Genomic DNA, 12,790 nt, shown 5'->3' on the forward strand with positions numbered 1-12,790 from the left:
GCTGCCCGCTCACCGCAGCGAGCAGCCCCGGTCGCACGACAGGTCCGCGACGAGCTCGGGACGGTCGGGGGTCGCCTCGAGCCGGATCCCGTCGAGCTGGAGACCGCCTGGGAGGGTGGTCGCCTCGAGCGCGAAGCCGGTGAGGACGCCGAGCTGGGCGAGGTCGAGCGCCTCGCCGAGGGCGGGCAGGGTCGCGCTGGTGGGCGTGACGACGATCCCGCCGTCCTGCGGGCGGACCTCCACCTCGACGTCGACCTGCTGGGCGCCGAGCACCGGCAGCTCGACGGGGAGGCTCGCGGCGATGCGGTCGGGGGCGGTCACCTCGGCCGTGCTGCGGAGGGACTCCGCGGCGGCCTCGTCGGCCACCTGGCTCGCGAGCAGCGCCGCGGCGTCGGCGCGGACGCGGACCTCGAGGCTGTCGACCCGGCGCCCGTCGGGGCTCACCCGGTCCGCGGCGACGTCGAGGACGGGGACCGCGACCCCGCCCACCACGCCGTCGCGCGCCGTCACGGTGACGGCGTCGAAGCGGCCCCGCAGCAGCCCGAGCAGGGCGTACCCGGCGACGTCGGTCTCCACCTGCTCGAAGGAGCCGTCGGGGTCGGTGAGGCGGGCGAGCTCCTCCTCGACGGTGTCCCGGAAGGTGCTGTCGACCTGCGACCGGACGACGAGCTCGGCCCCGACGACGACCCCACCGAGCAGCAGGAGCAGCACGACGAGGGCGAGGAAGGAGCGAGCGGCGGTGGTCACCTCCCCCATCGTGCCCGCAGGTCGCTACCGGTTCACGCCAGCGCGAGCTCGGTCCGCGGGTCCTCGACCGGCAGGTCGCCGTCGACGACGGCCGTGACCGTCATGGCCGTGAGCGCGAGCTCGCCGCCGTACGACGTGAGGAAGGCCGTGTCGGCGGCGTCCCGGCCGGTCGCGATGCGGAGCATCGCGGCGCGGGGGGCCAGCCCCGTCGCGTCGACGACGGTCCACCGACCCGCGACGAGGACCTCGACGACGGCGTGGAAGTCCATGGGCGCGAGGCCGGGCGCGTACACGGAGACGAGCCGGGCGGGCACGTCGAGCGCCCGCAGGAGCGCGACGACCGTGTGGGCGTAGTCCCGGCACACGCCGGCACCCGCGAGGAGGGAGTCGACGGCGGAGTCGGTGCCGCGGCTCGACCCCGACACGTACTGCAGGCGCCCGGCGACGAACGCCCGGACGCGGTCGCGGACCTCGGCCGGCTCCACCCCGTCGGCGCCCTCCCGCACCCCGGGGCCGAGCTCGGCGACGGCGAGGGCCGCGAGGCGGTCGGAGTCGGCGTAGCGGCTCGGGCGCCGGAAGGCGCTGGCGTCGAGCGGTTCGACGGGCACGGGCTCCGCGACGCCGCTGACGCGGGCGTCGTACGCGACCTCCAGGCGACCCGGGCCGCACGTCACCGTGTGGACGCGGCTCCCGGTCGCGGCCCGGTCGACGAGCTCGACGGGGTCGAGCCGGACCCCGTCGAGGCTCACCGCGAGGTGCTCGTCGACGGTCAGACCGGGGATCCTGGCGACCGCGACCTGCAGCTCGACGTCGGCCGGGGAGGCGATCTCGGCGGACAGGGTCGCGGTGACGGTGCGCTTCACCGTCCGATTCTCGCAGCCCGGGGACCTGCGGCTGTCGGTGGTGCGCGGCAGGCTGCGGGGCGTGGCAGGAGGCGGGCCGACACGGGTGGTGCTGGAGCGCGGTCGCCGATGGGTGTTCGCCACCGCGGTCGACTGGCCCGGCTGGTGCCGGCGCGCGAAGGGCGACGACACGGCCGCTCTCGAGGCGCTGACGGCATACGAGGAGCGCTACCGCGCCGTGGTGCCCACCCTGCCGGTGGGCGCGGGCGACCGTGTCGAGGTCGTCGAGGTGCTGACCGGCGGGGCCACCACCGACTTCGGCGCTCCCGAGGCGCGGGGCGCCATCGACGCCGAGCCCTTGCCCGCCGCCGAACGGGCGCGGCTGCTCGAGGCGTTCGCGCGGTGCTGGCCCGCGTTCGACGCGGTCGTCGCGGCCGCGCCCGCGGAGCTCCGGAAGGGCCCTCGCGGCGGCGGGCGGGACCGTGACGCCGTGGTCGACCACGTCCGCGAGGCCGAGCGCTCCTACGGTCGCGCGGTGGGGGTGCGGGTGCCGCCGCGGACCCCGTGGCCGGAGCAGCGGGCGCTCCTCCTCGGCGGCCTCCGGGGGATGCCGGAGGCCGGTACGACGGCGAAGGGCTGGTCGGTGCGCTACCTCGTGCGGCGCGGGGCGTGGCACGTGCTCGACCACGCGTGGGAGATCGAGGACCGCAGCGGGTGACGTCCTCCGCCGAGCCGCTCCGGCTGCCCGTCGGTGGGCCCCTCGCGCTCGACGCCCTGCGCGGGTTCCTCGCGGCGCACGCCGTTCCCGGGCTGGAGCGGCACGAGGCGGGACGGCACACGCGGCTGGTCGCCACGGGCCGCGGAGCGGTCGCCGTGCGTGTGGACCTCACGCGCCTCGCCGACGACGCCGTCGCCGTCGCCGTCGCCGGCGACGCGCCCATGGAATCGCTCCTCCCCACGCTGCGCCGGTGGCTGGGCCTCGACACCGACGGCGCGGCCGTCGACGCCGCGCTGGCCCGCGACCCGCTCCTCCGCCCGTTCGTCGCGGCGCGCCCGGGGCTGCGGGTGCCGGGCGGCGTGGACCCGTTCGAGACGGCCGTGCTCGCGGTCCTCGGGCAGCAGGTCTCGCTCGCGGCCGCCCGGACGTTCGCCGGGCGGCTCGTCGCCGCGTTCGGTGCGCCCGGCCCCGAAGGTCACGTGCTGTTCCCGACCCCGGCGGACCTCGCAGCAGCCGGGGCCGACCGGGTGCGGGCCGCGACCGGGGTGACCGGCGCCCGCGCGCGCACCGTCGTCGCGCTCGCCTCGGCGGTGGTCGACGGCCTCGTCGTGACGGACCCCGACGCGCTCCTCCGCGTCCCCGGCATCGGCCCGTGGACGGTGGCGTACGTGCGGATGCGCGCCGGCCGGGACCCGGACGCGTTCCTCGCCGGGGACCTCGTGCTGCGCCGGGCGCTCGGGGTGGCGAGCGCGGCCGAGGCGCTGCGACGCGCAGAACCGTGGCGCCCGTGGCGCGCCTACGCGGCCATGCACGTGTGGACGGCGTCTGTGCCCGCCCTCCAGGGCGTCAGCCCCGCCGCTACAAGCGCTGTGGCGCAGGGGCCATAGCGCGCGATCGGGCCGTTCCGGCGCTACAACCCCTGTGCCGCAGGGATCGTGGCGCGGGATCAGGGACGCGTCGTCAGCAGTCGACGGCGAGCACGCGGCCGACGGCGCGCAGGGCCTCCGGCTCGGGGCGGTAGTAGACGTTCGTGCCGCGCCGTTCCTTCGTGACGAGGCCGGCCTGGAGCAGCTGCTTGAGGTGGTGGCTCACGGTCGGCTCGCTGAGACCGACGCCGGGCGCGAGGTCGCACGTGCACGCCTCGCGGCCCTCCGCCGCGAGGAGCATCGCGACGAGCTGCAGACGGACCGGGTCGCCCAGGGCCTTGAGGCGCGCGGCGACCGCGACGGCCTCGCCCTCGTCCAACGGCCCCGTCTCGCACAGCGGCGCGCAGCAGACCGGGGACGTGTCCTCGAGGACGGGTGCCGTTCGGGCCATGGAGAGGATGGTCGCACAGGTACTTGACATATGTCGAAGAGGTGGCGAGAGTTCCCCTGTCTTCGACATCTGTCTAACGGAAGGAGTCGTCATGGAGCCGCTCGACCTGTTCCTCGTCCGGGCCCGTACCGCCGACCTGCAGCGGGAGGCCCGCGAGGCGGCGCTCGCCCGGCAGCTGCCCGCCCGCCCGCGCACCCGGCACGTGGGCGCCGTCGCCCTCGGCACCCGCGCCGGGCTGGCCGCGCTCGCCGGTCGGGTCCGCTCGCTGCGGAGCGTGGTTCCGGCCGGCAGCGCGGCCGGCGGCGCAGCCGGCACCGCCGGTGGCGCCCAGGTGTGCTGCGCATGAGCACCACCGCCCACGACGAGGTCCGCGAGCAGGTCCGGCGGCGCTACGCGAGCGCCGCCCTCACCGCCGGCGACGAGCGGTCCGGCTGCTGCGGAGCGGACGGCGCCGGCGCGGATGCCGTCGTGTTCGGGCCGGGGCTCTACGCCGCGGCCGACGTCGCCGACGTCCCCGGCTCGGCGCTCGTCGCGAGCCTCGGGTGCGGCAACCCGACCGCGGTCGCCGACCTCCACGAGGGGGAGACCGTGCTCGACCTCGGCTCGGGAGCCGGCACCGACCTCATCCTGTCGGCGCGCCGGGTCGGCCCGACCGGTCGCGCCGTCGGGCTCGACATGACGGAGGAGATGCTCGAGCGGGCGCGCACCGCCGTGGCGGACGCGGGCCTGGACAACGTCGACCTGCTCCACGGCACCATCGAGGCCGTGCCGCTGCCCGACGCGAGCGTCGACGTCGTGATCAGCAACTGCGTCGTCAACCTCTCCCCGGACAAGGCCGCCGTCCTCGCGGAGGTCGCTCGCGTGCTGCGACCCGGCGGGCGCGTCGGCATCAGCGACGTCGTCGCCGAGGACCGGCTCGCAGCAGCCGACCGCGCCGAGCGCGGCGACCACTGCTCGTGCATCGCCGGCGCCCTGTCGGTCGCGGAGTACCTCACGGGTCTCGAGGCCGTCGGCCTCGTGGATGCGTCCGTCACCTTCACCCACGAGGTCGCCGACGGCCTCCACGGCGCGATCGTCCGGGCGAGGAAGCCGTGACGACCACGACCGAGGACGTCACGCTCCGCCTCGCCGCCGCGGCGGACGCGCCGGCCGTCCGCGACCTCGTCGCGGCGGCGGGCCTGCCGCTCGCCGGGCTCGACGACGTGTGGGTCACCGTCGTCGCGGTCCGACCCGACGGCACCCTCGCCGCGGTCGCCGCGCTGGAGCGGCACGGTGCGGGCGAGACCACCGCGTTCCTCCTCCGCTCCGTCGTGGTCGAGCCCGCGCATCGCGGGACGGGCCTCGGACGACGGCTCGTCGCCGCCACGCTCGCGCACGTCGACCCGACGGCCCCCGTCGCGCTGCTCACGGAGACCGCCGCCCCGTGGTTCGACCGGCTCGGGTTCGCGCGGGTCGCCCGCGGCGACCTGCCCCCCTCCCTCGCCGGCTCCGTCGAGCTGGTGTCGGCCTGCCCGGCGAGCGCGACGGCGATGCTGCGCCGCACCTGAGGTGTCGGCGCCGCCCGGCTCTGCCAGGGTCGGGGAGGTGCGCACCTCCGACGGCCCCTCCTCGCGGGACGTGGTCGAGGCCGTCCGGGTCGGGGTGGTGACGACCGACGGTGTCCGCGACGACCTCGCCGACGCCGTGGCTCGCGCCCTGCCGGAGGCCCTGGCACGGCGCGTGGACGCCGACGTCCCGTGGGCCGTCGAGCGAGGGGGCGGCCCGGGGCACACTCCCGACCTCGTCGACACCGGCCGGCGGGCCCTGCTCGAGCGCGGGTGGGACCTCGCCGTCGTCCTCACCGGGGACCGCCTGGACGCAGGTGGCGCCCCGGTCCTCGCCCGCGCGCACCCCGTCCACGGCGTCGGCGTCCTGTCGGTCCCGGCACTGGGGGCGTCCCGGGTGGAGCGGCGGGGGACGGACGCGGTCGCCGACCTCGTCGTGGCGCTCCTCGGCGGCGGCCCGGGCGGGGGCGACGCCGACGACGTCGCCGCACGCGCCCGGGAGCTGCGCGACGACGAGGACGGGGGCGGCCGGCGCGGCTCGTCGGCCGCCGTCGCCGGGCACGTGCTCGGCGGCAACCTCCGCCTCCTCCTCGGCCTCGTCCGCGCGAACCGGCCGTGGCGCCTCGCGCTGCGGCTGTCCCGCACCCTCGCGGCGGCCGCCGCGGCCGGGGTCCTCGCGCTCGTCACTCCGGACGTGTGGGTGCTCGCCGACGCCTACGGCCCCCTGCGGCTGGCGCTGCTCGGCGCCGCGAGCGTGCTCGTGACCGGCACCGTCCTCGTCGTCGGGGCCGGGCTGTGGGAGCGGGCCCGCGGGCAGCGCTCGCGCCGGCAGGTCGCGCTGTTCAACCTCGCGAGCGTCCTGTCGGTCCTCGTGGGCGTGACGGTCCTCCACCTCGCGCTCCTCGCGCTCGCGCTCGTCGCGGCCGTCGCCCTCCTCGTCCCCGGGGTCGTCGCGGACGCCGTCGGCCACGACGTCGGCCTTCCCGACCTGCTGAGGCTCGCGTGGTTCACCACGACGCTGTCGACGGTCGCCGGCGCGCTCGGCGCCGGGCTGGAGGACGACGACGACGTCCGCGACGCGACGTACGCCCGGCAGGACGTCCGGGTCGAGGACTACGAGAACAGCGCGCTGTAGCCGTTGAGGGCCGGCTGCCCACCGAGGTGGGCGTAGAGGACCGTCGAGCCGCGATCGATCTCGCCGCGGGCGACGAGGTCGACCATGGCCGCCATCGACTTCCCCTCGTACACCGGGTCCGTGATCATGCCCTCCGTGCGGGCGGCCAGGCGCATGGCGTCGAGGGTCTGCTCGTCCGGGATGCCGTAGGTGCCGGCGTGGTAGCGCTCGTCGAGCTCGACGTCCGCGGCCTCGAGCTCGCGGTCGAGCCCGAGCAGGCCCGCGGTGCCCTGCGCGATCCGCAGCACCTGGGCGTGCGTCTCCGCCGGTGTCGCGGACGCGTCGATCCCGAGCACTCGGCGCGGTCGCGCACCGGCGGCCTCGAGCGCGGCGAAGCCCGCGACCATGCCCGCCTGCGTGCTGCCCGTCACCGAGCACACGACGACGGTGTCGAAGAACACGTCGAGCTCGGCCTCCTGCGCGGCGACCTCCTCCGCCCAGCCGGCGAACCCGAGGCCGCCGAGGCGGTGGTCGGAGGCGCCGGCCGGGATCGCGTACGGCGTGCCGCCGGCGGCACGGACGTCGTCGAGGGCCTGCTCCCAGCTCTCCTTTACCCCGATGCCGAAGCCGGCGCGCACGAGCCGCACGTCGGCGCCGGCGAGCCGGCTGAGGAGGATGTTGCCGACCTTGTCGTAGACGCTGTCGGGCCAGTCGACCCACGACTCCTGGACGAGCACGCACCTCAGGCCCGCGCGCGCGGCGACGGCCGCGACCTGCCGGGTGTGGTTGGACTGGACCCCGCCGATCGACACGAGCGTGTCGCAGCCCGTCGCCAGTGCGTCGGCGACGAGGTACTCCAGCTTGCGGGTCTTGTTGCCGCCGTAGGCGATGCCGGAGTTGCAGTCCTCGCGCTTCGCCCACAGCTCAGCCCCGCCGAGGTGCGCGGTCAGCCGGTCGAGGCGGTGCACGGGCGAGGGCCCGAACAGCAACGGGTAGCGGGCGAAGTCGGCGAGCGCCACGAGCACCTCCGGGGACGAGCGTGCCGGCGGGCCCGGCGCCGCGAGGGAGGTGTGAGGCTACCTCGGTAGACCGCCGTCCCCCGGGCGGCGACCATCGGCTGACCTCGTGGGCCCGACGGGGGCCTGCTGCTGCACGGACACGGCGCGACGGAGCGCCGGGAGAGTGTGACCCCATGAAGCCGATCATGATCGGAGCCGCCACGCTGCTCGCAGGCGGAGCGCTCGCTGCCGCGACCCTCGCGCCCGCTGCGGCCGACTCGCACGAGCCGCCGCCGCCCATCCCCCCGCACGCCCACCTGCTCGTCCTCGACGCCGAGGTCGACTTCTCCGGTGAGGAGCCGGTGCTGCTCGACTACCGCCGGTGCATCGACCTCGCGGCGAACCGGCAGCTGCCCCTCGGCTCGCAGCACGAGCACGTGCACTTCGGGACGGCCGGCGAGGCGCTCGAGGCAGGCGGTGGCCACCTCGTCGTCCCCACCGCCCCGGCGTTCGGGCTGCCGTGGACGAACTGCGCGACGTTCCTCGAGATCTTCGGCTTCTGACCGCCGGCCGACGGCGCCGGTCACCCGGTGGCGACCGGCTCGCCCCTAGGCGAGCCGGTCGTCCGCGGGTGTCCGCAGCCGGAGCCAGCGGTAGCCGTAGCCGGCGAGCGGCACCTCGACGCGTCCGTCGTCACCGATGGGCACGTGGCTGCCGTCGAGGAGGTCGGTGAGGTAGCCGTCGTGCTCGTCGTCGGCGAAGGACACCTCGACGGTCACCGGCACGTCGTCGAAGGCGTGGAGCGCGAGCATGACCTTCTCCTCCCACCGCATGACGTGCGCGAGCACGTGGTCGTGCCCGGTGTCGAGCACCTCGATGTCGCCCCAGCCGAGCTCCGGGGACTGCCGGTAGCGCCGGGCGAGGTGGGAGACGAAGGCGAGGAAGGAGTCCGGGTCGTCGACCTGGTCGGCGACGTTGACGTGCTCCGGCCCGTAGGCGCCGGTCGTCACGGGGTTCGGCAACCGGTCCGGCTCGGCCCGGGAGAAACCGCCGTTGACCTTGCTGCTCCACTGCATGGGGGTGCGCACCGCCTGGCGCCCCTCGACGTCCAGGTTCTCCCCCATCCCGATCTCCTCACCGTAGAAGAGGACGGGCGTGCCGGGCAGGCTGAAGAGGAGGCTGTACGCCATGCGCAGCCGGCGCTGGTCGCCGGCGGGGTCCTCCCCGAGCATGGGCGGTAGCCGCCGGCGCAGCCCGCGCCCGTACAGCTGCATCTCCGGCTCCGGGCCGAAGGCGTCGAAGACCTCCTGCCGCTCGGCGTCGCTCAGCTTGTCGAGGGTCAGCTCGTCGTGGTTGCGCAGGAACGTCGCCCACTGGGAGCGCGCCGCGATGCCGGGCCGGGCCCGCAGCGAGTCGGCGAGGACGCGCGCGTCGTGCCGGGCGAGCGCGAGGTACGTGTGCTGCATGCCGACGAAGTCGAACTGCATGTCGAGCTCGTCGCCGTCGTGCCCGCCGAAGTAGTGGCACTGCTCGTCGCGGGGCAGGTTGACCTCCCCGAGCATGATCGCCCCGCCGTGCCGCCGGGACAGGAACTCGCGCAGGTACCGGAGGAAGTCGTGGGGGTCCGGCGCGTGCCCGTGCCCGTCGGTGGTGTCGGGGTTGACGAGGAACGGGACGGCGTCGACCCGGAACCCCGACACACCGAGCTCGAGCCAGAACCCCATGACCTTCGTGATCTCGTCGCGGACGGCCTCGTTGCCGACGTTGAGGTCGGGCTGGTGGCGGTAGAAGCGGTGGAGGTACCACTCGCCGCTCGCCTCGTCCTTCGTCCAGATGCCGTCCTCCTGGTCGGGGAACACGACCTCGTCGGAGGTGTCGGGCGGGGGGTCCGAGCGCCACACGTAGTAGTCGCGGTGCGGGGAGTCCGTGCCCCGCAGGGCCGAGCGGAACCACGGGTGGTCGGCGGAGGTGTGGTTGACGACGAGGTCGACGATGACCCGCATCCCGCGCTCGCGGGCCATCCGCACGAGCGGCGGGACGTCGCCGAGGCTGCCGAGGCGGTCGTCGACGCCGTACCAGTCGGTGATGTCGTACCCGTCGTCGCGGTCGGCGGTCGGGTAGAAGGGCATGAGCCACAGGCAGGTGACGCCGAGGTCGGCGAGGTGGTCGAGCTTGCGGACCAGCCCGACGATGTCGCCGCACCCGTCCCCGTCGCTGTCGTAGAAGGTCTCGACGTCGCAGCAGTAGACGACGGCGTTCTTCCACCAGAAGTCCGCCTGGGCGGCCGTGCTGCTCATGGGGCGACCACCGTCCGCTGCGGCGCCACGGGGGCGGGCGGGGTGACGTCGAGCTGCGGCAGGACCCGCTCGCCGTAGGTGTCGACGAAACCGCGCTGCTCCTGCCCGACGTGGTGGACGGCGATCTCGTCGAAGCCGAGCCCCGCGAGCTCGTGGAGCCACGCCGCGTGCTGCTGGGGGTCGGAGGACACGAGGACGGTCCCGCGGACGGCGTCGGGGGTGACGTGCTCGGCGACGGCGTCGAAGTGCTCGGGGGTCTCGAGGTCCCAGCAGACGGGGGGCGGGAAGACGTTGGTGCGCCACTGCTCGTGCGCGAGCCGGAGCGCCTCGTCCTCCGTGGGGGCCCACGACACGTGCACCTGCAGCCGGAGGGTCCCCACCCCGCCCGCGTCCCGGTATGCGGCGACGAGGCGGCGCAGGACCTCCGGTTCCTGGTTGACCGTGACGAAGCCGTCGGCCCACGTGCCGGTCCACGCGGCCGTCGCCTCGCTGACGGCGGCCCCGACGAGCGCGGGCGGCACGTCGGGCCGGGTCCACAGGACGGCCCGGTCGACGCTGACGAGCCCGTCGTGGCTCACGGTCTCCCCGGCGAGGAGCCGGCGGATGACGTCGACGCACTCGCCGAGACGCCGGGTGCGCAGCTCCTTGCGCGGCCACTCCTGTCCGGTGATGTGCTCGTTGGAGTTCTCACCGGTCCCGAGCGCGACCCACAGCCGCTGCGGGAACATCGCCGACAGCGTCGCCATCGCCTGTGCCACGACGGCCGGGTGGTAGCGCTGGCCGGGGGCGTTGACGACGCCGAAGGGCAGCGACGTCGTGGCGAGCGCTGCGCCGAGCCACGACCACGCGAAGCCCGAGTGGCCCTGCCGGACGCTCCACGGCGAGAAGTGGTCCGACGACATGCCGAAGGTGAAGCCCGCCTGCTCCGCCAGCTGCACGGCGTCGAGGAGGGCGGTGGGGTGGACCTGTTCGTGGGAGGCGTGGAACCCGATCGCGACCATCGACGATCCGGTACCCCCCGCGCGTCGCGACGAAACGACGCGCCGTCCGCCCTCAGCCCGACGCGGCGACGACGAGCCGACCGCCGCCGGCCTCCTTCGCGGCGTACATCGCGCCGTCGGCGCGGGCGAGGAGCCCCTCGACACCGCCGTCGCCGCAGCACCACGCCACCCCCATGCTCGTCGTGACCGTCAGCCCCGCGACCTCGATGGTCGACAGGCGCCGGCCGATCCGCTCGGCGACCTGCTGCGCGGTCACCGCGTCGAGGGGTCCCGGCAGGAGGACGGCGAACTCGTCCCCCGCGATCCGCAGCGGCACGTCGCCCTCGCGGACGCTCGCGCGCAGCGCGTCGGCGACGGCGAGGAGCACCTCGTCGCCGCGGGCGTGCCCGTGCGTGTCGTTGACCACCTTGAAGTCGTCGACGTCGAGGTAGAGCAGCGCCCCGCCGCTGCGGCTGGTCCCGGCGGCGGCCCGCTCGAGCACGGTGCGGTTGGCGAGGCCGGTGAGCGGGTCGGTGCGGGCGAGTGCGTCGAGGCGCCGCAGCGCGTCGTCGAGCCGGGCGGAACGCCACGCGATGACCTCACCGGTCACCACGTAGAGCGGGAGGGCGTAGGTGACCGTCCACGCGGCGTACGCCGGTGCGTCACCGAGGAGCAGCGGGACGACGTACGCGACCGCCGCGAACGGCGCCATGAGGGCCGCGGTGCCACGCGGGTGCCACAGGCCGATCCACACGAAGAGCAGGAGGAAGAACGCGCCGTAGCGGTAGGCGTCGGCGGCCGCGACGTAGTTGTGGACGCCGATGAGCGCGAGACCGACCGGGACGAGGGCGAGGGTCCAACGGAGGTCGACCCGTCGCCACGGCAGCAGCGCGACCACGCCGGACGTGAGGAGCGTCGCGGCCGCGACCCAGCGGACCTCGGTGACGTCGAGGCCCGCCGGTGAGGGCACGACGGTCGACAGGAACGTGAGGACCCCCGAGGCGAGACCGATGACGCAGAGGCTGAGAGCCGCTCCCCGCGCGGTCCGGGAGGCACGGCGGAGCAGCGACCCCGACCACCTGCGCCGCGGCGCGCGCTGCGACTGCCCCACGTCGGCCCTATCGGCACGTCGGTCCCCCGGGTCAAGGCCGGGGTAGGACCTCACCCGCGCGGGGCGCCGTCAGGCGGGGTGCTGGTAGCGGTGCGTGTACGGCGCGACACCTGCGGGGGGCTCCCCGAGGAACACGACGACCCGGCACCCCGGGTCGCCGAGGGCGATCCGTTCCTCGAGCAGCACGCCGGCCCCCTCGGGGCTGTTGCGCGCGGCGATGCCCCCGAAGACGCTCGACGTCATGCGGCACAGCGCGGGCGCGGACTGCACCGCCCGTCCGAACGGGCAGCGGTCGTTGACGAGGACGACCTTGTCGGACGCGACCTCGACGACGGTGAAGCCGCCCTCGATGGCGTGCTTGAGGCGCACGTAGCAGTCGGCGATCTGCTCGGGCGTCAGCCGCCCGACGACCTGCTGCGCGGCCCGGTACGCCTCCTCCATGCGCCCGCCGACGTCGGCGCCGACCTGCGCGACGGCGGCCTCCGCGGCGTCCGGGCCGTGCTGGAAGTCGACGGCGTGGGCCAGCTGCACGACGAGGGCGCGGAGGAACGGCTCCTTGCCGAAGGAGCCGTCCGGGTTCGCGTCCTCCGGGAGCGGCAGCGCCCCGACGCTGCGCCGCGGCGGGTCGTGGCTGAGGACGTCGCGCTTCTTCACCGGCAGCACGGCGCTCACGACCATGCCGCCGTGGTCGCGGACGCTCGCCTCGAGGCTCTCGCTGAGCGTCGCGACGAGGAACAGGCCCCGGCCGCTCTCCCCCATGAGCAGGCGCTCGGCCTCGTCGAGGTCGTCGAGCCAGTCGGGACCGGCGACCGTGTCCGGGGCGCGGTCGAGGGGCGCCCTCCGGACCTCGCCGAGCAGGGCCGGGTCGAAGCCGGGACCGAGGTCGAGCACCCGGATGGTCGGGGACAGCTCCTGCCACGTCAGCGACACCCAGACGGGACCGCCGGCGTGCTTGACGGCGTTGGACACGAGCTCCTCGACGACGAGCTCGGCGTCGGCGACCTCGGCGCCAGGCGCGGCGTGGCGCGCGAGGTAGGCGCCGACCTCGTGGCGCAGCTCACGCAGCGCCCGGCCGTCCCCCCCGCTCAGGTACCAGTCCACCCCCGCAGTGTGGACCCGCCG

General features: G+C 75.6%; 15 protein-coding genes. 7 read left to right on the forward strand and 8 right to left on the reverse strand.

Going from position 1 to position 12,790, the window contains the following annotated elements; translation table 11 throughout:
- Positions 1-9: 9 nt before the first annotated feature.
- Positions 10-747: a hypothetical protein gene (locus WAB14_RS14495; protein WP_340270833.1), complete on the reverse strand. Its 738-nt coding sequence runs from the start codon at positions 745-747 to the stop codon at positions 10-12.
- A 32-nt stretch (positions 748-779) separates the two neighbouring features.
- Positions 780-1,610 carry a transglutaminase-like domain-containing protein gene (locus tag WAB14_RS14500; RefSeq protein WP_340270835.1) on the reverse strand — a complete coding sequence of 277 codons (831 nt, stop codon included), beginning with the start codon at positions 1,608-1,610 and terminating at the stop codon, positions 780-782.
- On the opposite strand from WAB14_RS14500, the gene WAB14_RS14505 reads away from it, so the two are divergent.
- Together WAB14_RS14505 and WAB14_RS14510 are read left to right on the forward strand one after the other, a co-directional pair.
- A complete protein-coding gene (locus tag WAB14_RS14505) occupies positions 1,594-2,307 on the forward strand; it encodes a hypothetical protein (RefSeq protein WP_340270836.1) in 714 nt (237 codons plus the stop codon). The genes WAB14_RS14500 and WAB14_RS14505 overlap by 17 nt on opposite strands.
- Positions 2,304-3,194 (forward strand): DNA-3-methyladenine glycosylase 2, encoded by an 891-nt coding sequence (locus WAB14_RS14510; RefSeq protein ID WP_340270837.1) that lies wholly within the window; start codon positions 2,304-2,306, stop codon positions 3,192-3,194. The genes WAB14_RS14505 and WAB14_RS14510 overlap by 4 nt, the downstream gene beginning before the upstream one ends.
- A 73-nt stretch (positions 3,195-3,267) precedes the next feature.
- On the opposite strand, the gene WAB14_RS14515 is transcribed toward WAB14_RS14510, so the two are convergent.
- Entirely contained in the window at positions 3,268-3,624 is a 357-nt protein-coding gene (locus WAB14_RS14515) for a metalloregulator ArsR/SmtB family transcription factor (RefSeq protein ID WP_340270838.1), read from the reverse strand.
- 91 nt (positions 3,625-3,715) lie between these two features.
- Here WAB14_RS14515 and WAB14_RS14520 point away from each other — a divergent pair, with 91 nt between their 5' ends.
- Genes WAB14_RS14520 through WAB14_RS14535 form a run of 4 tightly spaced genes read left to right on the forward strand, consistent with a single transcriptional unit; the run spans position 3,716 to position 6,303 of the window.
- On the forward strand, positions 3,716-3,970 hold the full coding sequence (locus WAB14_RS14520) for a hypothetical protein (protein WP_340270839.1): 255 nt from the start codon (positions 3,716-3,718) through the stop codon (positions 3,968-3,970).
- Complete coding sequence (arsM, locus tag WAB14_RS14525; protein ID WP_340270840.1) at positions 3,967-4,719, forward strand: arsenite methyltransferase; 753 nt, start codon at positions 3,967-3,969, stop codon at positions 4,717-4,719. The genes WAB14_RS14520 and arsM overlap by 4 nt, the downstream gene beginning before the upstream one ends.
- The gene (locus tag WAB14_RS14530; protein ID WP_340270841.1) at positions 4,716-5,171 is read left to right on the forward strand and encodes a GNAT family N-acetyltransferase; all 456 of its coding nucleotides are present in this window, start codon (positions 4,716-4,718) and stop codon (positions 5,169-5,171) included. Before arsM ends, WAB14_RS14530 begins: the two co-directional genes overlap by 4 nt.
- Before the next feature lie 37 nt (positions 5,172-5,208).
- Positions 5,209-6,303 (forward strand): hypothetical protein, encoded by a 1,095-nt coding sequence (locus WAB14_RS14535; protein WP_340270843.1) that lies wholly within the window; start codon positions 5,209-5,211, stop codon positions 6,301-6,303.
- On the opposite strand, the gene WAB14_RS14540 is transcribed toward WAB14_RS14535, so the two are convergent.
- Positions 6,282-7,301, reverse strand: coding sequence for a 1-aminocyclopropane-1-carboxylate deaminase (locus WAB14_RS14540; RefSeq protein ID WP_340270845.1), 1,020 nt, complete (start codon positions 7,299-7,301; stop codon positions 6,282-6,284). The two genes, WAB14_RS14535 and WAB14_RS14540, sit on opposite strands and share 22 nt — an antisense overlap.
- A 173-nt stretch (positions 7,302-7,474) precedes the next feature.
- On the opposite strand from WAB14_RS14540, the gene WAB14_RS14545 reads away from it, so the two are divergent.
- Positions 7,475-7,843 (forward strand): hypothetical protein, encoded by a 369-nt coding sequence (locus WAB14_RS14545; protein WP_340270847.1) that lies wholly within the window; start codon positions 7,475-7,477, stop codon positions 7,841-7,843.
- 45 nt (positions 7,844-7,888) lie between these two features.
- Here WAB14_RS14545 and WAB14_RS14550 read toward each other — a convergent pair whose 3' ends face one another.
- The 4 genes from WAB14_RS14550 to WAB14_RS14565 all read right to left on the reverse strand — a co-directional run bounded on the left by WAB14_RS14550 (position 7,889) and on the right by WAB14_RS14565 (position 12,769).
- Positions 7,889-9,577 carry an alpha-amylase family protein gene (locus WAB14_RS14550; protein ID WP_340270849.1) on the reverse strand — a complete coding sequence of 563 codons (1,689 nt, stop codon included), beginning with the start codon at positions 9,575-9,577 and terminating at the stop codon, positions 7,889-7,891.
- A complete protein-coding gene (locus tag WAB14_RS14555; RefSeq protein ID WP_340270850.1) occupies positions 9,574-10,578 on the reverse strand; it encodes a TIGR03885 family FMN-dependent LLM class oxidoreductase in 1,005 nt (334 codons plus the stop codon). Before WAB14_RS14555 ends, WAB14_RS14550 begins: the two co-directional genes overlap by 4 nt.
- Positions 10,579-10,630: 52 nt before the next feature.
- Entirely contained in the window at positions 10,631-11,668 is a 1,038-nt protein-coding gene (locus tag WAB14_RS14560; RefSeq protein WP_340270851.1) for a GGDEF domain-containing protein, read from the reverse strand.
- A 69-nt stretch (positions 11,669-11,737) separates the two neighbouring features.
- Positions 11,738-12,769 carry an ATP-binding protein gene (locus WAB14_RS14565; RefSeq protein WP_340270852.1) on the reverse strand — a complete coding sequence of 344 codons (1,032 nt, stop codon included), beginning with the start codon at positions 12,767-12,769 and terminating at the stop codon, positions 11,738-11,740.
- Positions 12,770-12,790 lie beyond the last annotated feature (21 nt).

It is taken from the genome of Aquipuribacter nitratireducens, from assembly GCF_037860835.1.
Taxonomy (GTDB): Bacteria; Actinomycetota; Actinomycetes; order Actinomycetales; family JBBAYJ01; genus Aquipuribacter; species Aquipuribacter nitratireducens.

Excerpts from the sequence above, each read along its gene's own strand:
- WAB14_RS14515 (WP_340270838.1), bottom strand. The coding sequence starts at position 3,624 with ATGGCCCGAACGGCACCCGTCCTCGAGGACACGTCCCCGGTCTGCTGC.
- WAB14_RS14520 (WP_340270839.1), top strand. The coding sequence starts at position 3,716 with ATGGAGCCGCTCGACCTGTTCCTCGTCCGGGCCCGTACCGCCGACCTG.
- arsM (WP_340270840.1), top strand. The coding sequence starts at position 3,967 with ATGAGCACCACCGCCCACGACGAGGTCCGCGAGCAGGTCCGGCGGCGC.
- WAB14_RS14545 (WP_340270847.1), top strand. The coding sequence starts at position 7,475 with ATGAAGCCGATCATGATCGGAGCCGCCACGCTGCTCGCAGGCGGAGCG.
- WAB14_RS14550 (WP_340270849.1), bottom strand. The coding sequence starts at position 9,577 with ATGAGCAGCACGGCCGCCCAGGCGGACTTCTGGTGGAAGAACGCCGTC.
- WAB14_RS14555 (WP_340270850.1), bottom strand. The coding sequence starts at position 10,578 with ATGGTCGCGATCGGGTTCCACGCCTCCCACGAACAGGTCCACCCCACC.